This window comes from Pseudomonas granadensis (assembly GCF_900105485.1).
Lineage (GTDB): Bacteria > Pseudomonadota > Gammaproteobacteria > Pseudomonadales > Pseudomonadaceae > Aquipseudomonas > Aquipseudomonas granadensis.
Genome location: NZ_LT629778.1, coordinates 3,160,606 through 3,181,201 on the forward strand (window position 1 = coordinate 3,160,606; position 20,596 = coordinate 3,181,201).

The following is a 20,596-nucleotide window of genomic DNA, read 5'->3' on the forward strand; positions in this document are numbered from 1 at the left end:
CTGCTGTAAAGACTGGAAAAAAGCTGCACGCAGTGGCGAGTCCGTGGCGACCGCGCGCAACCGGGAAAAACTAAAACATCGGCGCCGCACTGTCTGACATGGGAAGCCGGGACAAGCCCCGCTGCGCACGGCAGCGCAGACGCTTGTGCGCCGGCGCCGGGCTCGCGCAGAGATCCCTTGCCGGGTCAGATCCGGCGCTTGCGGTTGAGCTGCGGAATGGTGGTCGGCGCAATGTTTACCTTGTGCGTCTGCCGTGAGGTCTGCGCCGCCAGTGCGGCCAGCGTCGGCTGACTGAACAGCGTGCGGGCATCGACATGCAGCCCGGCCTGACGCATGCGCGCCACCAGACTCACCGCCAATAACGAATGCCCGCCCAACTCGAAGAAATTGTCGTTGCGCCCGATCTGTCCGATGCCCAGCGTCTCGGCCCAGACCCGCGCGACCGCCTGTTCGATGTCGCCCTCAGGGGCTATGTAGGCGCGGCTGAGCAAGTGTTCGGCACCGGGGGCCGGCAAGGCCTTGCGGTCGAACTTGTCATTGGGCGTCAGCGGCATGGCGGCAAGCCGCACGAACGCGGCGGGCACCATGTATTCGGGCAATTGCCGCAAGACGTGCTCGCGCAGTGCCTCGATTGAAGGTGCAAGGTGACCGTCAGCCACGGTGAAGTACGCCACCAGCCGCTCGTCGCGTACCAGCACCAGCGTCTCGCGTACGGCGGCATGTGCAATCAGCCGCGCTTCGATTTCCCCCGGTTCCAGACGCAGGCCACGCAGTTTCAGCTGAAAGTCGGTGCGGCCGAGGAATTCGAGGTTGCCGTCCGCCTGATAGCGCACCCGGTCGCCGCTGCGATACAAACGATCCCCGGCCACGAACGGACTGTCGACAAAGCGCTCAGCCTGTATCTGCGGCAATTGGTGGTAGCCACGCGCGACGCCGACGCCACCGATGTGCAGTTCGCCGCTGACGCCCAAGGGCACCGGTTGATCGTTGCGATCGAGCACATACAGCCGCGTGTTGCAGAGTGCCTTGCCGATCGGGATGACCCGCTCGGGCACTGGCTCGTGGGGTTCCAGAGTCCAGGCGCTGCTGTCGACCGTGGTTTCGGTCGGGCCGTAGACATTGTGCAGACGAACCCATGGCAGGCGTTCGCGCACGGCACGGGCCATGGCAACGGTCAGGTCGCCACCGCCGCAGAATACGTCGGTGAGACTGGTACAGGTGCTGACATCATCCTGTTCGAGAAACTGCTGCAACAGCGCCGGGACAAACTTGACGACGCTGATACGTTGCTCGCGAATCACTTGGGTGACGTAAGCCGAATCGCGATTACCGTCAGGCCGTGCCAGCACCAGGCGCAGGCCGGCGCTCAATGGCCAGAAAATCTCCCACACCGAGCTGTCAAAGCTGAACGGCGCCTTTTGCAACAGCGCGCCATCCGCGGTTGGCGGGCGAATCTGCGAGCCCCAGTGCATCAGGTTGCAGACACTGCGGTGCTCGATCATCACACCCTTGGGCGTGCCGGTGGAGCCCGAGGTATAGATCATGTACGCCAGATTCGATGCACCGAGATCCGGTACTTGCAGATTGTCGCTCGGCGCCTCGTCCCAGGTGCAGCGATCGAAGTCAACCACGGACACATCCGTTTCACCCAGCAGATCGCGGGTCGCCGCATGCAGCAACACCGCCACCGGCGCGCTGTCACGCAACATGAATTGCAAGCGCGCCAGCGGATAGTCCGGGTCCAGCGGCACGTAGGCACCACCGGCCTTGAGGATCGCCAGCAGGCCGACCACCAGTTCAAGACTGCGCTCGACGCAGATCGCCACCCGCGTGTCCGGGCGTACGCCTTGTTCACGCAGGTGATGGGCCAGACGGTTGGCCTGCTCGTTGAGTTGCCGCCAGCTCAGTTGCGCCTCGCCGGCCTGCAACGCAATCGCATCCGGCCGGCGTTGCACCTGTTGCTCGAACAACCTGTGCAGCGGTTGCTCGATCGGGCAATCGACTGCGGTTGCGTTGAATCGGGTCAGGAACTGATCGCGCTCTGCCGGCGAGAGGATCGGCAGTCGGTCCAGGGGCAGATCCGAGTCTTGCTCCAGTGCCTCGACCAGCCCGCCCAGGGCCAGGTGCATATAATCGCTGATGCGTTGCGCGCCGATGCTGGCGACCGCCCTGGCGGTCAATTGCACGCCATCGCCAAAGTCGTCGACGCTCAGGGTCAGCGGGTAGTTGGTGCGTTCTTCGTTGGCCAGGGTTTCGATGCCTGGCCAGTGCGGCCCTTCGGCCTGACCTTGCTGCCGCTCGCTGTGGCGATAGTTGAGCAGCGCGCTGAACAGCGGCGTCGGCGCGACCACACCACTGCAACGCTGGGCCAGCGCCAGCGAGGCGTGTTCGTGACCGAGCAATCCGGTCAAGCGCTGATGGGTGGCCTGCACCGCGGTTCGCCCGGGCGCCGCAACATCGACGCGTAACGGCAGGGAATTGATGAACACCCCCAGCGCACGGTCGGCACCCGCGCCGCCCTGCATGCGCCCCATCAGCACCGTGCCGAATACCACCCGCTCCTGCCCCGAGGTCGCCGCCAACACGCGCGCCCAGGCCAGGTGAATCAGGCTGGCGACGCTGACACCGAGCCGGCGGGCCTGCTGCCGCAGGCGGCCGTCCAGTTCGTTGGCGAGTGATTGCTGCGACTCGTCGATCCCCCGGCCATCGCCTTGCACATCGTGCAAGCCGAACGGCAGCGTCGGCTCATCGATATCGCCGAGCATCTCGCGGAAAAACGCCTCATGTTCGGCCTCGCTGACGCCCAACCGCGCCTGCGCGACATAGTTGCGGTACGGCACCGCCGGCGGCAAAGGTTCGCGTTGCCCGGCGAGGCTGGCGGATATTTCGCCGCGCAGCACGTCCAGCGCAATGTGATCGAGCGCCAGGTGATGGAACAGCAGCACACCGACGACTCGTTCCTTCAACGGATCGCGGGCAACCAGCAAGCGCAGCAGCGGTGCCTGACTGACATCCAGGCGATAGCGGCGCGCATCACAGCGCTGATGCAATTGCTCAAGCACGTCGCCCTGTGCCGGGTCGATGTCGATTTCCTGCACCGCCAGCTCGACGTGCCGCAGCACCACTTGCACCGGCGTGATCAGCCCCTCCCAGACCACAGCAGTGCGCAGAATATCGTACCGGGCCATGACCGCGCGCAAGGCGTCGGCGAAGGCCTCGACGCGCTCCGGACTGGCGAAGGCGAGATGCGACTGCAGCAGATACGGATCGCCCTGCGCGGCGGTGATGTGGTGATAGAGGATGCCGTCCTGCAAGGGTGCCAACGGGTAGATATCCTGCACATTGACCGCGCCGCCGGGCACGCTGGCGATAACGCGGTCGAGGCTGGCCTGATCCAGTTCGATCAAGGGCAGCATGTCAGGGCTGATCGAGGTGCATCCAGCGGGTATGCGATTGGCCGGCACGTCGATCTCGCGCCCACTGCCGACCGCGGCCGCCAGCGCGGCCAGCGTTGGTTGGCCGAACAACACCCGCACATCACAGCTCATGCCGAGCTGCCGCATGCGTTCGATCAGGTTCACCGCCAGCAGCGAGTGCCCACCCAGCTCGAAGAAATGGTCGTGGCGCCCGACCTGCGGCACCTGCAGCAGCTCCTGCCAGATCTGCGCCAGGGCGTTCTCAACATCGCCCTGCGGCGCTTCATAGTCGCGGCGGATCAGCGCGTCCGGCCCCGGTGCCGGCAAGGCCTTGCGGTCGATTTTGCCATTGGCGGTCAGCGGCATTGCCGTCATGCGCACATACGCCTGCGGCAGCATGGCGCTGGTCAGACGAGCCTGCAGATACGCGTGCAACTCAAGGACATCCACCGGCCGGCGTTCGCTGAACCACGCCAGCAACTGCCCGTCGCGCGCGAGCACCACCGCTTGCGCAATCGCCTCGTGACGACTGAGTGCCGCCTCGACTTCGCCCGGCTCGACCCGCACCCCACGGATCTTCACTTGATCATCGTTGCGCCCCTGATATTCCAGCGTGCCATCGGCGCGCCAACGCACCCGATCGCCGCTGCGATACAGACGCGCCGCCGGGTCGGAACTGAACGGGTCGCGCAGGAAGCGTTCGGCGCTCAGGTCCGGGCGATGCAAGTAACCACGGGCAATGCCGGTGCCGCCGATGTACAGCTCGCCCGTGATGCCGATCGGCAGCGGCCGCTGCTGTTCGTCGAGGACGTACACCGTTGCGTTGCTCACCGGTCTACCGATGTGCAGCGCCCGTCCGGGCTCGATTCTGCCGAACGTCGCCACCACCGTGGCCTCGGTCGGGCCGTAATTGTTGATCACCTCGAACGACTGCGCGCGATTGAACTGGCGCAGCCGATCACCGCCAATCAACAACGTACGCAAGGTCGGATGCTGCAGTTTGCGACTGAAGACATATTCGGCGATCGGCGTCGGCAGGAAACTCACATCCAGCGGTCGCGAGCGCCACCACGTCAGCAGCGCATCGATGTCTTCGCTACCGTCATGGGCCGGCGCCAAATGCAGCGTCGCACCGCCACACAACGCCGGCCAGACTTCCCAGGCCATCGCGTCAAAGCCGAACCCGGCGAGACTGGACGTGTGCTGGCCGGGGCCGAGGTCGAAGGCCTGACAATGCCAGTCGATCAGATTGCCCAGCGCGCGATGTTCGACCATCACGCCTTTGGGCAGCCCGGTGGAACCGGAGGTGTAAATCACATAAGCGAGGTTGGCGTCGGTCAATCCCGCCACCACCGGGTCAGCCTCTTTGGCGGTCGGCCAATCGGCTTGATCGAGCTCGATCACCGGCACCCGCAACAGCGGCAAGCGATCGCGCAGATCACTCTGCGTCAGCACTGCCCGGGGGGCGCAATCGCTGAGCAAATAGCTCAAGCGCTCGCTCGGCTGCACCGGATCGATCGGCACATAAGCGCCGCCGGCCTTGAGCACGGCAAGCAGTCCCGCCAGCGTATCGAGACCACGACGGGCGACAATGGCGACGCGATCATCGGGTTGTACACCGAGTTCGATCAGGTGTCGGGCAAGGGCATTGGCCTGACTGTCGAGCTGGCCGTACGTCAGTGGCTGCCCTTGATGAATGGCGGCGACAGCGTCGGGGCGCTGCGCAACTTGCGCGGCGAAGCGTTGCGCAACCGTTCGGCCTTGCGCAAAGTCCACCCGCGTGTCGTTCCATTGCTGCAACTGCCGCGATTCGTCGGCGGTACTCAGGCAGAAATCCGCCGTCGACAGCTGCGGCTGCTCCAGCCCTTGTTCAAGAATCGACAGTAACCGCGCGCCCAGCGCTTGAACGTCCGTGGCGTCAAAGTACGCTTGGTCGTAGACCAGATGCAGCCACGCCTGATCGTTGAAGCGATTGCTGCGCAGATGAATCGCCAGTGGCGTCGCTTCATGGCCATTGGAGACCTTGACGGTGTGCGCCGAGGCCGCGCCGTAACGGTAGTCGTGATCGTCCTGCTCGTACGACACCGACACTTCGAACAACTGCGCGCGGTCCTCGCGCAGCAGACCCAGCGCGCGATTCATTTCACTCAGGGAAAAACGCTGGTGGCGCAGGTCCTGTTTCAGCTGAGTCGCGATGGCCCGCACCAAGTGCGCAAACGGCAAATCCTGAGCAAAATCCAGGCGCACCGCACTGACCTGGGCGAACAGGCCGAGCGTTGTTTTGAAACGCGCACCCGCGCGGTTGAGAATCGGCAGGCCCACCACCCACTCGTCACGCTGCGCCGTGCGGCTGAAATACACATGCAACGCCGCCAACAGGACGTGAAACGCCGACGCCCCGAACCGTTGCGCCGCTTGCTGCATGCGTTGGTGCAGCAACGCGGGCATCGCTTGCACATGCGCCTGCGACGGCCGCGACCATTGGCTGGAGTCCTGACGATGGCGCGGCAGCAGCAACGGCTCCGGCTGCGTACGGTACTTGTCGAGCCAATAATCGCGATCACGGGCGTGGCGGTCCGAACCCTGATAGCGCGCATCGTCGGCTATGAAATCGACATAGGACGGCGCCGACATCGCAGGTGCCTGTCCCTGGCTCAGCGCGCTGTAAATCTCGCCCAGCGACTTGAGCATCTGACCAAAGCCCCAACCGTCGAGGATCAGGTGATGCGCCTGAGTCGCGAGCCAGTGACGCCCTTCGTCGAGGCGAATCAGACTGAAGCGCAACAGCGGCTGGCCATCGAGGCGATAGACCTGCTCCATCTGCTGTTGCAGCAATGCCTGCGCCGCCGCGTGCGCATCGTCGAGACCGGAAAAATCAAACAGCGGCATCGCCACCGCCATCGTCGGCAAAAAAGCTTGCCGGGGCAGGCCATCCTCACCGACATCAGGCAGCAAGACGGTGCGCAATGCGTCGTGGCTGGCGATCAGCGATTCCAGCGCTGCCTGCATCAGTGCCTGATCCAGCGGCCCGTCAAGCTCGACATAACCGCCTATGTTGTACAGCGGCGAATCACCACGGCTCAGCTGATCCAGCCAGATATCCCGTTGGGCGGCGGTCAGCGCAAAGGTTTCGCAAGGCACGGACAGATCGTCCGCTGCTGGAGCAGAAGTAGGCTGCATAAGATCCATCTCATGTGATTTGCCGGGTATTCAAGCATCGGCCCCGCTCGCTGCGTGACACCTGAAACCCGGACAAGCGCAGCGCGCCCCTGCCCCGCTTTCCCTGACCGCCTGTGCGTGGGCATGCCCCGCCCGGCTGATGGAGCAACGGCTGAAAAATCTGTAGGAAAAACACCATGCCACGGTAGTGCTTTTCGCCGGGCAGTCGGCACCGAAGAAAGCTCGTCTGCCGACATTCCGGGCGCCTGATGTGACCCGTCAGTCACGCAGGCGGATAACAGGCGCAATCCTGGCCCCGGCAGGTCGGCGGAAATAGTGGCATTTTGTGTCCCTGTTTTCCCCTACAGACGCAGGACAAATGCATCGGTTTAATTGCGCTGCAGATCAGTTCGAGGAGCAATGACTGAGTGGTCGCGTGTGCATGAACGGCAGACGAAACGGTGATGACTCTGAACCAGGGATGAGAAGGACATGAATCTGACCGGCAGTATTCGCAACATGGAAAACCCGCACTTCTACTGGCAACTGGGAGAGCTGATAGCCAGTACCGGCGACGATCATTTCGCCAGCAACATGTTCCAGCTGGTGGACACGCTGGTGCCGGTCAACCGCCTCGACCTCAGTGAATGGACGCTGGATGAGCGCCAGGCCAGTGTGGTCGAGATCAAGCCGCTGGGCTGTGCGGGCCTGCCTGTGGCCAGCCACTGCCACGCGACGCTCGAACGGCCGGATGATCATCCGCTGCTGCAGAAAATGATCGAGATGAACGACTCGCTGCTTATTCAGCTGAAAGCTTCACTGTTGCCGCGCCATCCGCAACACGGCGTGCATCAGTGCAATCTGGTGTCACGCACCTCCAATCGCCGTTGCGTGATCTCGGTGTACCGACCGCATACCCAGCGGGTGTTTTCCCTGCCGGAACTGGCCTTTCTGAAAAGCCTCTCCGACACCTTGCTGCCGCTGATCGAACGGCATGCGCAAATCACCCGCCAGAGTCTCGCCCGCCAGCCTCGCCCGGCGTTGGCCGAGCTGGATCAGGCGCCGCTGTCGCAAGTCTTCGATGAGCGTCTGGCGTTGAGCGACGTCGTCTTGTCGGCACGCGAGAAGGAAGTCTGTCTGGGCCTGCTGACCGGCGGCACCGTGCCGCAAATGGCGGAAAAACTGCGGGTCAAGAACAGCTCGATCGAAACCTATCTCAAGCGTGCCGCGGCCAAGCTCGGCGTCAGCGGAAGGCATGGGCTGGCGAAATGGATGGCCGGGGCTTGAACGGGTCTCGAGCGTTACCGCGTCTGGCGCGCAAACGCAGTTTTGCGAAGCCCGGGTTACGCCTGCCCCTGCTGTGCACGGTGGTGCTGATGGCCGGGTGTTCGTTGACTCCGGATTATCACCAACCGCCACTGCCGACTGCTGCGCAGTACCCCACTGCAACGCAGCCAGCGATCCGCCATGCAGACTGGCGCACGCTGTTCAACGACCCAGCGCTCACGCAACTGATCGAAACCGCGCTGGCCAACAATCGCGACCTGCGCGTGGCAGCGCTGAATGTTCAGGCGTTCCAGGCGCAATACCGCATTCAACGCGCCGACCTGGTGCCGGCGGTGGCGGCCAATGCCAACGAGTTGCGCCAGCGCATGCCGTCCAGCGTCACCGGCGGCTCGGCGCAGATCACCTCGGCGTATACGGTCAACCTGGGCATCAGCGCCTATGAGCTGGATCTGTTCGGTCGGGTGCGCAGCCTCAGCGAGCAGGCCTTGCAAAGCTGGCTGGCCACCGAACAGGCGCGGCGCAGCGCCGAACTGAGTCTGGTGGCCAACGTCGCCAATGCCTACCTGACCTGGCGCGCCGATCAGCAGTTACTGGAACTGAGCCGCGACACCCTCGCTGCCGACGAACAAAGCCTGCACCTGACCACGCGCAACCGCGAAGCGGGCAAATCCTCAGCGCTGGAACAAGCGCAGGCACGCACCAGCGTCGACAGTTCGCGGGTCAATCTGGCGCGCTACCAGCGTCTGGTCGCACAGGATCTGAACAGCCTGACGCTGCTGGTCGGCGCGCCGGTGCCAGCGCAATTGCCGGCGCTCCCGCTGGCCAGTGAACTGGTATCGCCACTGCCGGCCGGGCTGCCATCGGATCTGCTGCAACGGCGCCCGGACATTCTCCAGGCCGAATACCAGCTCAAGGCCGCCAACGCCAATATCGGCGCAGCGCGCGCGGCGTTTTTCCCCAGCGTAAGCCTGACGGCCAATGCCGGCACCGCCAGTCGCGATCTTTCCGGGCTGTTCAGCGCAGGCTCCGGCGCGTGGACATTCCAGCCACAGATCAGCCTGCCGATTTTCAATGCCGGCAGCCTGCGCGCAAGTCTGGATTACGCCCGGCTGCAGAAAGACGTCGCCGTCGCCGAGTACGAAAAGTCGATTCAAACGGCGTTTCAGGAAGTCGCCGACGGACTCGCGGCGCGCAGCACCTATGAACAGCAGCTGCAGGCCCAGCGCGATCTGGTCCAGGCCACCCAGGATTACTACAACCTCGCGCAGAACCGTTATCGCAACGGCGTCGACAGCAGCCTGACGTTCCTCGATGCGCAGCGTTCGCTGTTCACTTCGCAACAAGCCTTGATCAGCGACCGCCTGGCGCAGTTGGTGGCTGAGGTCAACCTCTATACTGCGCTGGGTGGTGGCTGGCGGGCAGGTGAAGCGGTGGCGCGGTGATCTGCGAGTTTCCATGATGAGCAAAAATTGTTCGGCTTGGGTTTCGAGGTGGAGCTACCCCTCATCGGAACGCCGCCCGCCCAGCCCTCTCCCCCAGGAGAGGGAGCCGATTTGTGGGCCGTTCAAAACTTGCGTACGACTCGGTATTGCAACCGGTGCAATTCTCACATTCCCTGCGGTCAGTTCCCTCTCCCTCTGGGAGAGGGTTAGGGTGAGGGGCTTTGCTTTTCAAGCCTTAGCCGGCGCGGAACATCAACTCCCCGCCCCACCATGCGCCTCTTCAAAGAAGTAATCCTTCCAGCTTCCCGCCTTGTTTTTCAGCACGCCTAACTCTTGCAATTTCTCGGCATAGATAAACGTACGCTGCGGTACCACCGTGAAGTCGATTTCGGGATCGTTGACGATCTGCTCTACCAGCGCCAACGGCAACTTCGACTGTTCGACCCGAATATACGCCTGAGCCGCTGCCGGTTTGTCAGCCTTGATGATTCTCTCGGCCTCGGCCAGGGCGTCGTAGAACGCCTTGTAGGTCTTGGGGTTTTCGTCGTGGAATTTTTCCGTGGTGTACAGCACGTTGAACGTCGCCTGGCCGCCGAGTACGTCGTAGGAGCTCAGCACTTTGTGCACATTGGGGTTCTGCAACGCCTGATACTGGAACGGCGGGCTGGAGAAATGCGAGTTGATTTCCGAGCCACCAGCGATCAGCGCGGCCGTCGCATCGGGGTGCGGCAGGCTGACGGAAATGTCATCGAACTTCTTGTACTGGGCATCGCCGAACAGCCTGGCGGTTTCGATCTGCAAGGTGCGCGACTGGAAGCCCACCCCAGCGGCAGGCACGGCGATGCGGTCTTTGTCGCTGAAGTCCTTGAGGGTTTTGATATTCGGATTGTTGGTCAGCAGGTAATTGGGCATCGAGCCGAGCGCGGCGATGGCCTTGACGTTCTGTTTGCCTTTGGTGCGATCCCACACAGTGAGCATCGGCGGCACGCCGGCCGAGACTACGTCGAGCGAACCGGTCAGCAGCGCTTCGTTCATCGCGGTGGCGCCGGAAATGCTGTTCCAGTCGACCTCGATGTCCAGGCCCTGGGCTTTGCCATGTTTCTCGATCAGTTGCTGGTCGCGGACCACGTCGAGGATCAGATAACCGATACCGAACTGCTGGGCGATGCTGATCTTGCCCTCGGCCTGAGCGACCGAGCTGAACAACGCTGTGCCCGCCAGGGCGGCGGCCAACAGGGTCAATGCGGAACGTTTCAACGGTGTGGCCATGACAACCTCGCAGCAGGGGTGGTTTGCTAAAAGGCCTGACTTTATCGCTATAAAAAATAGAAATTAAATATCTTTATTGCATATCGATAGCACTGGACGCTGAGCGTATGCCTTGCGCTGCTACAACGTCGATCGTTAACAGCCTGACACAATAAAACCCCGGCAAAATCCGCATTGGCAAACAGGCCGGTCGCCGCGCTCCACCAGCAGCCATAGGGGTTTCCAGCCGTTTTTCCATTCGCGCCAGCGCTTGTCCCTGCGCATCACCCGAGCGTTTTAAAAGGCAATCAGATGGCCGAGCCTTGCTATCATCGCCCACACTTTTATGACGATTTGATGGCTGGAAGGTCTTTTTGTGAGCGCTCTTTTCAACCGGTTGCGGCAACCACACGCCCGACTGTTTTCTCTGCTGCTGTTGGTATTGATTGTGCCGATGAGCCTGCGCGCGGCGTTGGGCTGGTCGAGCCCGTTGGGTTATCTGTCGGATCTGGCCGTGGGCAGCCTGTTGCTGGTTTTGCTGCATCGCCGCGCGTGGTGGCTGGCTCTGCCGGTGCTGCTATTGTGGAGCGTGCTGGCGGTGGCGACCGCGGAACTGGTCAGCGCGGTCGGTCGGTTGCCGACGCCTTCCGACATTCATTACCTGGTCGACCCGCAATTCGTGGAAAACTCCACCGGCGGCGGCCTGGCGCACCCCGCACTGGGCCTGACATTGCTGCTGGCATTGGCCGTGTGGCTGCTGACCCGCTTCGCCGGCCGCGACCGACGGCTCACGCCTCTGCCCCGCGCAGCCTGGGGCGCGCCGCTGGTGTTGTTCGCCGCGCATTGGGGCGCACAGAATCTGTGGCCGAACGAGGCTGATCCGTGGCGTTTGTACAACTTGCCGCATCAACTGCTCGCCAGCGAAGTGGCGGACCTGCAGATTCGCGCCGAGGAATGGCTGGACGGCGATGCCGAAGAACCCGCACCGGCGATGGCCGGGCTGACCGATGTCGACCTCAACGGAGAAAAACTGCTGACCGCACCGGGACAGGCGCGCAACGTGCTGATCATCGCACTGGAGGGCATTCCCGGCGCGTACATCCGCGCCAACCGCGAGGCCATCGGCAGTCATTATCAGGAAGACTTGATGCCCAACCTCAGCCGCTGGGCCGAGCGCGGCATGAACACCCCGGATTACGTGCTGCACACGCACCAGACCATTCGCGGTCTGTACGCCATGCTCTGCGGCGACTACGACAAACTTAACAACGGCACGCCCAAAGGCGTGGAAATGCTCACCCTCAACGAGCGCAATCAGGCCTGTCTGCCGGCACAACTGCGCGACCACGGTTTCAGCACGCATTACCTGCAAGGTGCCGGGCTGCGCTTCATGGCCAAGGACAAGATCATGCCGCACATCGGCTTCGATGCCACCCATGGGCTGGAATGGTTCAGCAACAGCAACTATCTGGAATTTCCATGGGGCAAGGATGACAAGGCGTTCTTTGAGGGTGCGCTGGATTACGTTGTACAGCTGAAGAAACACAAACAGCCGTGGATGCTCACCCTGCTCACCGTGGGCACTCACCAGCCCTACTCCGCACCGGACGATTATCTGCAGCGTTACGAAACGCCGAAGCAGGCCGCCGTCGGTTATCTCGACGATGCGCTGGATCAGTTTCTCAGTGGCCTGGAACGCAAAGGCGTGCTCAAGGACACGCTGGTGGTGATCACATCGGACGAATCCCACGGCATCGACGGCGTGCGTCTGGCCTCGTCGTGGGGGTTCAACCTGACCCTGGCACCGGAGCAGGCGCATCTGCCGCGCCTGAACAAAGGCGTCTATGGTCACGTCGATCTGAGCACTTCGATCCTCGATTACTTCGACTTGCCAGTGCCTTCTGCGCTGAGCGGTCGCTCGCTGTTCCGTGACTATGATTCCGGCCGCGAAATCATGTCATTCACCAATGGCAAGCTGCGCTATCACGATGGCCGCGGCATCTTCTCCGAATGCGACATGCCGCGCCGCTGCCGCTATTACGAAAGCGCTGGCTTCATCGCCGACAGCGCCATTTACAAGGGACGCTACAGCGGTCATCCGGCCCGACAGATCGCCGCCCGCGCCAATGCCCTGGACCTGTCGCTGCTGCGCACGCCGCTCAACCATCGCTATCAGTTCGGCAGCAACAACATCATCCCGCTGCAAGCGCAGATCAAGGATGACTGGGCCGACAACCTGATCGGCGCGCAGTACCTGGAAATGCCCAAGGGCTCGCACACTCGCGTCCGCCTGACCGTGCGCGCGGTCGACCCGCAGCAAGCGGCGTACATACAACTCAAGGCCAAGGAGTTCGAACAGGACGTGCAGCTGGGCTTACCGGCGGAAATGGTCGCAACGGCGGATCAGCCGCTGGAAATGGACTTCAGCTTTGAAAACCCGCAACAGCGCAAGGCGTTTTCGTTTCATTTGCTCGGTTACGGGCAAGGCGCGGTGGAAGTCAGTGACTTCAGCGTGATCACTGAGCTGCCGGGGCAAGACGACATTCTCGACGATGTGCCCGATGACGACACGGCGCAATCGAGCTGATCCCGCTGACCCGAAGCAGCGCGGCGCTGAGAGAGTTTGCCTATCGGCGCGCAATACCTGCGCTATTAGCTGGTTTGCCAAGTCGGGTCTAGCCTTACAAGTCCGAAGTCGGCACCAGCCGGCCGCAGCAGACCTGATAGGGACTCGAACATGGCAAGCGAATCGAAATGCCCGTTCAACCATGCCGCCGGTGGCGGCACGACCAACCGAGACTGGTGGCCGAATCAACTGAACCTGAAAATCCTCAGTCAGCACTCGCCCAAGTCTGACCCGCTGGGCCAGGACTTCGACTATGCCAAGGCGTTCAAAAGCCTGGATTTTCAGGCGCTGAAGCAAGATATCAGCGCATTGATGACTGACTCTCAGGACTGGTGGCCGGCGGACTTCGGTCACTATGGCCCGCTCTTCGTGCGCATGGCCTGGCACAGCGCTGGCACCTATCGCACCGCCGACGGCCGCGGTGGTGCCGGTTCCGGTCAGCAACGGTTCGCCCCGCTCAACAGTTGGCCGGACAACGTCAGCCTCGACAAGGCCCGCCGCCTGCTCTGGCCGATCAAGCAGAAATATGGCCGCAACATTTCCTGGGCCGATCTGATCGTACTCACCGGCAACGTCGCGCTGGAATCCATGGGCTTCAAGACCTTCGGTTTTTCCGGTGGTCGCGCCGATGTCTGGGAACCGGATGAAGACGTGTACTGGGGGTCGGAAACCGAATGGCTGGGCGGTGACAATCGTTACGGCAAGAGCAACGGCCCGGTACAGGAACCCGGTGACGGTACGCTGGTAGCCGAACCGGATCTGCACGGCAAGGAAGAAAGCCGCACCGATCAGGGCGAACGCAATCTGGAAAACCCGCTCGCTGCGGTGCAGATGGGCCTGATCTACGTGAACCCGGAAGGTCCCGAGGGCAATCCGGACCCGGTCGCCTCGGCCAAAGACATTCGCGAAACCTTCGGCCGCATGGCCATGAACGATGAAGAAACCGTGGCGCTGATCGCCGGCGGTCACGCGTTTGGCAAGACTCACGGTGCCGGCCCGGCCGATAACGTCGGCCCTGAACCGGAAGCGGCCGGCCTCGAACAGCAAGGCCTGGGCTGGAAAAATGCCTTCGGCACCGGCAAGGGCGCAGACACCATCACCAGTGGTCTGGAAGTGACCTGGACCACCACGCCCACCCGCTGGAGCAACAACTACCTGGAAAACCTGTTCGGCTTCGAGTGGGAATTGACCAAGAGCCCGGCCGGGGCGCATCAGTGGAAACCGAAAAACGGCGCCGGCGCCGGCACGGTTCCGCATGCCCATGACCCGAGCAAAAAGCTCTCGCCGACCATGCTCACCTCTGACCTGGCGCTACGGTTCGACCCGGCTTACGAGCAGATCTCGCGACGCTTCCTGGCCAATCCCGAGCAATTGGCCGACGCCTTCGCCCGCGCCTGGTACAAACTGATCCACCGCGACATGGGGCCGCTGTCACGCTACCTCGGCCCGGAATTACCCAACGAAGAATTGCTCTGGCAAGACCCGTTGCCTGACGTCAGCCATGCGTTGATTGACGATAGCGACGCCGCCGCGCTGAAAAGCAAAATCCTCGCCTCAGGCCTGTCGGTTGCGCAACTGGTCTCGACGGCGTGGGCGGCGGCCTCGACCTTCCGCGGCTCGGACAAACGTGGCGGTGCCAACGGCGGGCGTTTGCGTCTGGCACCACAGAAGTTCTGGCAAACCAACCAGCCAGAGCAACTGGCCCATGTGCTGCAAACCCTGGAGGGCATTCAGAGCGAATTCAATGGCGCAAGCACCGGCAAGAAAATCTCGCTGGCGGACCTGATCGTGCTGGCGGGCAATGCCGGGGTCGAGCGAGCCGCACAGAACGCTGGCAATTCAGTGAGCGTGCCGTTCTCACCCGGGCGCGTGGATGCCTCGCAGGAGCAGACCGATGTCGAATCGTTCGGCTTTCTTGAACCGATTGCCGACGGTTTCCGCAACTACAGCAAAGGCAAATACACCGTCGCGGCTGAAACCCTGCTGATCGACAAGGCGCAACTGCTGACCCTCACCGCCCCGGAAATGACCGTGCTGCTCGGCGGCCTGCGGGTGTTGAATACCAACGTCGGGCAGACCCGGCATGGTGTCTTCACCGATAAACCCGAAGCGCTGAGCAATGACTTCTTCACGAACCTGTTGGACATGGGCGTGGAGTGGCAACCGACGACGCGCGATGCTGATGAATTCGAGGGACGGGACCGCAAGACCGGCGCGCCGAAATGGACCGCAACCCGGGTGGATCTGGTGTTCGGTTCCAATGCGCAGTTGCGCGCGCTGGCCGAGGTGTATGCCAGTGCGGATGCACAACAGCAGTTCGTCAATGACTTCGTCAAGGCCTGGACGAAGGTCATGAACCTGGATCGGTTCGATCTGAAGTAACGGCCAAAAGAAAACGCCGCTTGTTCAAGCGGCGTTTTTTATGCGTTGGATTTCACGGATTCTGACCGCCAAACGCAGTATCAACTGATAGCCGCATACCCCTCGATCTGATCCGGCCAAGCCGTCAGCACTTCAAATCCGGTCTCCGTCACCGCCACCATGTGCTCCCACTGCGCCGACAGCGAGCCATCCTTGGTCAGCACCGTCCAGCCATCAGGCATGTTCTTCACGTGGCGTTTGCCGGCGTTGAGCATCGGCTCGACGGTGAAAATCATTCCCGCCTTGAGCTTCATCCCTTGATTGGGAAAGCCGTAATGCAGAATCTGCGGTTCATCGTGGTAGATCTTGCCGATGCCATGGCCGCAATACTCGCGCACCACGCTGAAGCCTTCCTTTTCGGCGAGGCTCTGAATCGCGTAACCGATATCGCCCAGCGTGGCGCCCGGTTTGACCGCGCGAATACCTGCGCACATGGCGTCATAGGTGGTCTTGATCAGATGTTGCGCTTCAGGCGTGGCCTCACCGACCACGTACATGCGGCTGGTGTCGCCGAACCAGCCGTCCTTGATCACAGCGATGTCAAGGTTGAGGATATCGCCATCCTTCAGCGGAGTAGCAGAAGGAATGCCGTGGCAGACCACGTCGTTGACCGAGGCGCAGACGGTTTTCGGGAAGCCGTGATAACCGACGTTGGCCGGAACGGCTTTCTGTACGTTGACGATGTAGTCGTTGCACAGCCGATCCAGTTCATCGGTGGTCACCCCGGCCTTGACGTGGGGTACCAGCATGGCCAGCACTTCGGCGGCCAGTCTGCCGGCCGCGCGGGATTTTTCGATCTCGGCCGGGGTGTTGAGCTTGATCTGGTTTCTCATGCGAGGGCGACTTCCTGTGTCAGTTGGTGCAGGTCGAGCCCGCCATTCTGTTCGGCGCGGATCAGCAAACGGCAGATCGCGCTGTGGTCGAGGTTGGGGTGCAACTCGGCGAGCATGCCGATGCGCATCCAGTGCTCGGCCTGCGCGTTGATCGAGCGGCTGAGTGCGTTGCTGGAGATGCGCAGGTTTTCGTGCATGTCTTCGGAAATTTTTACGATGCCCATGGAGGTAATCCGATACGGAATGTATATGGATCGTATATTAGCTGCGGGGGTTCGCGGATTGCAAATCAGGGTTGTGACGTTTGTTTTTTTCAGGATCTGCAGGCGGGTGGCTAGAAGCATGCGGTCGGCTTTGGACTTGTGGTGGCCCCGCCCCTCACCCCAGCCCTCTCCCCCTGGAGAGGGAGCCGATTTCGGTTGGTTCTGAAATTTGCATTCGACTCGGTATCCCACGTCGGCACAGCTCGCCCAAACACCCCGGTCAGTCCCCTCTCCCTCCGGGAGAGGGTTAGGCGGGCGGCGTTCCGATGAGGGGCTTTTCAAAAGATTCATCTCCCCCTCATCCCCCCAAATCGTCTACCATGCCGCCGCCGGTTTCCGCATGGGATTAATAGGGAATCCGAGGTGCTTGTTCAGCATCGATCGGAACTGCCCCCGCAACTGTAGGTGCCGAGCCTGCTCCTCGACTGCCACTGGGTAACCCCCGGGAAGGCCGGAGCCAGGCGATGACGCATCAGTCAGGAGACCTGCCGGCACAATGACTACTAACCGGCGGGGTGTCCGGGAAGGACATCGTGCCGTGCGCGTTTTTCGCGTGATGACCGGCCTTGCACTGTTTGCTGACAGCGCTTGATGGTGTGTTTCCAAACCGTACCCGCCCTCCCCGTACGGTTCCATTGGAGACTGCCCCATGCTGCTGCCCCGTATTGCCATCCTGCTCACCAGTCTGAGCCTCTGTGCCTTGGCGCAAGCGGCGCCCACGGTTTATCCGCTGACGATCGAAAACTGCGGCAGCAGCCTGACGTTTCAGCACGCCCCGGCACGCACGGTCACCATCGGCCAGGCCGGCACGGAAATGCTCTACGCCCTGGGTCTGAGCGACAAGGTCGTTGGCACTTCGCTGTGGTTCAACGACGTGCTGCCCCAATACAAGGCGCAGAACGACACCATCGAACGCCTCGCCGATAACGAACCAAGTTTCGAAGCGGTGATCGGCAAGCGCCCGGAACTGGTCGCGGTGGAGCTGGAATGGATGGTCGGCCCGCAAGGTGCGGTCGGCACCCGCGAGCAGTTTCACGAGTTGAAGATCCCGACCTACCTGCTGCCCTCCGATTGCGAAGCCAAGGACAACCTCGTCGGCTCCGATGGCACGCGGCTGGCGCCGTTTCGCATCGACAGCATTTACAAAGGCGTGAGCCAACTGGCGCAGGTTTTCGATGTGCAGGCGCGTGGCGAACGGCTCAACGAACAACTCAAGGCCAGCCTCGCGCAATCGATCGCCACGGCGAAAACCCAGCAGCGCAAGGATGTCAGCGCTGTGGTCTGGTTTTCCAGCGCCGAGATGGACATCGAGCCGTTTGTGGCCGGGCACAAAGGCGTTCCGGATTTCATGCTCAGCACCCTGGGCGTGCGCAATGTGGTCGAGTCGGATGAAGAATGGCCGACCGTGGGTTGGGAAACCATTGCCAAAGCCAACCCGACTTTCCTGGTCATCGCGCGCATGGATCGTCGGCGTTTCCCGGCTGACGACTATCAGAAAAAACTCGCCTTCCTGCGCAGCGATCCGGTGACGCGCAACATGGACGCGGTGAAACACAACCGCATCATCATCCTCGATGCCATGGCCATGCAGGCCAGCCTGCGCACCTTCGATGGCCTCGCGCAACTCGCCGCCGCCATCAATGCCTACGACCTGGCGCCATGAGCAGACGCCTGATCCGCTCGCTGCTGGTACTGCTGACGCTATCGGTTGCGCTTATCGGCGGCGTGGCGATCGGTGAGACTTCGATCGAGCCGAGCGTGGTTCTGCAGGTGCTGGCCAACAAGCTGTGGGGCGCCGGTTATGTGCTCGACCCGATCGATGAAGGCATCGTCTGGAATTACCGCCTGACCCGCGCACTGGTCGCCGCTGCCTGCGGCGCCGGGCTGGCAACGTGCGGGGTGATCTTGCAGTCGCTGTTGCGCAATCCGTTGGCCGATCCTTATCTGCTGGGCATCTCCGCCGGGGCCTCGACTGGCGCGGTAATGGTCGCCTTGCTTGGCGTGGGTGCCGGGCTGGTGTCGCTGTCGGCCGGCGCGTTTGCCGGTGCGGTGACGGCATTCGTGCTGGTGATTCTGCTGGCACGGGTCAGTGGCTCGGCCAACGGTACCGGGCAGATCATTCTGGCCGGCATTGCCGGCTCGCAATTGTTCAATGCGCTGACAGCGTTTCTGATTACTCGCTCGGCGAGTTCCGAGCAGGCCCGCGGGATCATGTTCTGGCTGCTCGGCAACCTCGGCGGGGTGCGCTGGCCGTCGGTGTGGCTGGCGGTGCCGGTGGCCCTGCTCGGGCTGGTCGTGTGCCTGTGGCATCGGCGGGCGCTGGATGCGTTTACCTTTGGCGCGGATTCGGCGGCGTCGCTCGGCATACCGGTGCGCCGCGTGCAGATTCTGCTGATCGGTTGCGCGGCGCTGGTCACGGCCGTGATGGTCTCGATTGTCGGTTCGATCGGTTTTGTCGGCCTGGTGATCCCCCATGCGGCGCGGTTGTTGCTCGGCACCGGGCATGCTCGACTGCTGCCGGCGAGTGCCTTGGGCGGCGCGGTGTTTCTGATTGCCGCCGATGTGTTGTCGCGCACCCTGATCAAGGGGCAGGTGATTCCGGTCGGGGTGATCACCGCGCTGGTCGGCGCGCCGGTGTTTGCGCTGATTCTGGTGGGCCGGAGGTCGGCGCGATGAACGCGGTATTGAGTTGCTCAGACTTGAGTTTCAAGGTGCGCGGTGCCGAGTTGCTGAAGGCTGTCAGCCTGCAGGTGCAACGCGGCGAAACCCTGGGCATTGTCGGGCCGAATGGTGCGGGTAAATCGACCTTGTTGAAGCTGTTGGCCGGCCTGCGCGAGCCGAGCGCTGGCGAGGTACTGCTCGACGGTCAGCGCCTGAGCAAAATGGCGCGCCGCAGCGTTGCGCAGACACTCGCGGTGGTCGAGCAACAGGCTGACACCGATGACGGCATTCGTGTGTTCGATGCGGTGGCGCTGGGGCGTACGCCTTGGTTGTCGGCGTTGCAACCGTGGTCGGCTGCGCACGCTGCCATCGTTGAGCAGGCGCTGGTGGATGTCGATGCAGTGCACTTGCGTCAGCGCGTCTGGCGCAGCCTGTCCGGGGGTGAGCGGCAACGGGTGCACATCGCCCGTGCACTGGCGCAGCGGCCGCAGATTCTGTTGCTCGACGAGCCGGCGAACCATCTCGACATTCAGCATCAGTTGACGATTCTCAGTGTTGTGAAAGCGTTGCCGGTGACTACGTTGATTGCGCTGCATGATCTGAATCAGGCGCTCAAGTGTGATCGTCTGGCGGTGCTTGAGCGGGGGGAGTTGGTGGCGCTGGGCAAGCCGCTGGAAGTGCTGACGCCGCAGCGTTTGTTGGAGACGTTTGGGGTTCGGGGGCGGTATTTGATTGATCCGTTTGATGGTGAGCGGATTTTGCGGTTTCACTCGTGACTTTGGGAGGGCGAGCCTGCTTGGGCTGTGGTGTTTTGGGTACATATCCGTTGCTGCGGTAACGGCGGCTTAGGGTTCCGCTCTTACAGCGGGTCACCTTTTTCAAACGCCAAAAAGGTAACCCAAAAGGCTTTGCTCCTACGTACGGCCCTCGCAGGCTCGGGTCCCTTCGCTGCGGGATCGCTCCGGGCGCAGCGGCTACGGTTTGCTTCGCTGCACCTACTTCCGCTGTGTACGACTTCGTCGTACGGTCGCTGCGCTCCCACGCCCGGATCAATCCCTCCACTCAGCCTTCCGATGTCGCCGGTGACACAAGATCAAGGGCACTCGAGCTGGCGCTCATTGTTGAGTGGTTAGAAGCGGGTGGTTGGCTTGGGATTTGTGGTGTGGCTGCCCCTCACCCCAGCCCTCTCCCCGAGGAGAGGGAGCTGATTTTGGTTGGATTTGAAATTTGTATTCGACTC

11 protein-coding genes and 1 riboswitch are annotated in these 20,596 nt (G+C 62.4%); of the genes, 7 read left to right on the plus strand and 4 right to left on the minus strand.

From position 1 onward, the window contains the following. Window positions 1-185: 185 nt before the first annotated feature. A complete protein-coding gene (locus BLU52_RS13890; protein WP_090284072.1) occupies window positions 186-6,596 on the minus strand; it encodes a non-ribosomal peptide synthetase in 6,411 nt (2,136 codons plus the stop codon). A gap of 471 nt (window positions 6,597-7,067) precedes the next feature. Here BLU52_RS13890 and BLU52_RS13895 point away from each other — a divergent pair, with 471 nt between their 5' ends. Beyond that, window positions 7,068-7,862, plus strand: a complete 795-nt coding sequence (locus BLU52_RS13895) for a helix-turn-helix transcriptional regulator (protein WP_090284074.1) — start codon at window positions 7,068-7,070, stop codon at window positions 7,860-7,862. 89 nt (window positions 7,863-7,951) lie between these two features. After that, the gene (locus BLU52_RS13900) at window positions 7,952-9,304 is read left to right on the plus strand and encodes an efflux transporter outer membrane subunit (RefSeq protein ID WP_231988042.1); all 1,353 of its coding nucleotides are present in this window, start codon (window positions 7,952-7,954) and stop codon (window positions 9,302-9,304) included. Between the two features lie 252 nt (window positions 9,305-9,556). Here BLU52_RS13900 and BLU52_RS13905 read toward each other — a convergent pair whose 3' ends face one another. Next, window positions 9,557-10,573: an ABC transporter substrate-binding protein gene (locus tag BLU52_RS13905; protein ID WP_090284078.1), complete on the minus strand. Its 1,017-nt coding sequence runs from the start codon at window positions 10,571-10,573 to the stop codon at window positions 9,557-9,559. Between the two features lie 355 nt (window positions 10,574-10,928). Here BLU52_RS13905 and BLU52_RS13910 point away from each other — a divergent pair, with 355 nt between their 5' ends. Both BLU52_RS13910 and katG read left to right on the plus strand, forming a co-directional pair. Then, on the plus strand, window positions 10,929-13,139 hold the full coding sequence (locus BLU52_RS13910; protein WP_090284079.1) for an LTA synthase family protein: 2,211 nt from the start codon (window positions 10,929-10,931) through the stop codon (window positions 13,137-13,139). A 150-nt stretch (window positions 13,140-13,289) separates the two neighbouring features. Next, window positions 13,290-15,560: a catalase/peroxidase HPI gene (gene katG / locus BLU52_RS13915; protein WP_090284081.1), complete on the plus strand. Its 2,271-nt coding sequence runs from the start codon at window positions 13,290-13,292 to the stop codon at window positions 15,558-15,560. Between the two features lie 80 nt (window positions 15,561-15,640). Here the strand turns inward: katG and map are convergent, their stop codons facing one another. Together map and BLU52_RS13925 are read right to left on the minus strand one after the other, a co-directional pair. Beyond that, complete coding sequence (map, locus tag BLU52_RS13920) at window positions 15,641-16,432, minus strand: type I methionyl aminopeptidase (protein ID WP_090284083.1); 792 nt, start codon at window positions 16,430-16,432, stop codon at window positions 15,641-15,643. Next, window positions 16,429-16,656: a ParD-like family protein gene (locus tag BLU52_RS13925; protein ID WP_090284085.1), complete on the minus strand. Its 228-nt coding sequence runs from the start codon at window positions 16,654-16,656 to the stop codon at window positions 16,429-16,431. The genes map and BLU52_RS13925 overlap by 4 nt, the downstream gene beginning before the upstream one ends. Before the next feature lie 352 nt (window positions 16,657-17,008). Next, a riboswitch (cobalamin riboswitch) is annotated at window positions 17,009-17,202 on the plus strand. Between the two features lie 142 nt (window positions 17,203-17,344). Between BLU52_RS13925 and BLU52_RS13930 the strand changes: the two genes are divergently transcribed. The 3 genes from BLU52_RS13930 to BLU52_RS13940 are packed head-to-tail and all read left to right on the plus strand — an operon-like array spanning window position 17,345 to window position 20,132. After that, on the plus strand, window positions 17,345-18,358 hold the full coding sequence (locus BLU52_RS13930) for an ABC transporter substrate-binding protein (RefSeq protein ID WP_090284087.1): 1,014 nt from the start codon (window positions 17,345-17,347) through the stop codon (window positions 18,356-18,358). Next, window positions 18,355-19,371, plus strand: a complete 1,017-nt coding sequence (locus tag BLU52_RS13935) for a FecCD family ABC transporter permease (RefSeq protein WP_090284089.1) — start codon at window positions 18,355-18,357, stop codon at window positions 19,369-19,371. Before BLU52_RS13930 ends, BLU52_RS13935 begins: the two co-directional genes overlap by 4 nt. Continuing rightward, a complete protein-coding gene (locus BLU52_RS13940; protein ID WP_090284091.1) occupies window positions 19,368-20,132 on the plus strand; it encodes an ABC transporter ATP-binding protein in 765 nt (254 codons plus the stop codon). The genes BLU52_RS13935 and BLU52_RS13940 overlap by 4 nt, the downstream gene beginning before the upstream one ends. Window positions 20,133-20,596: the final 464 nt, after the last annotated feature.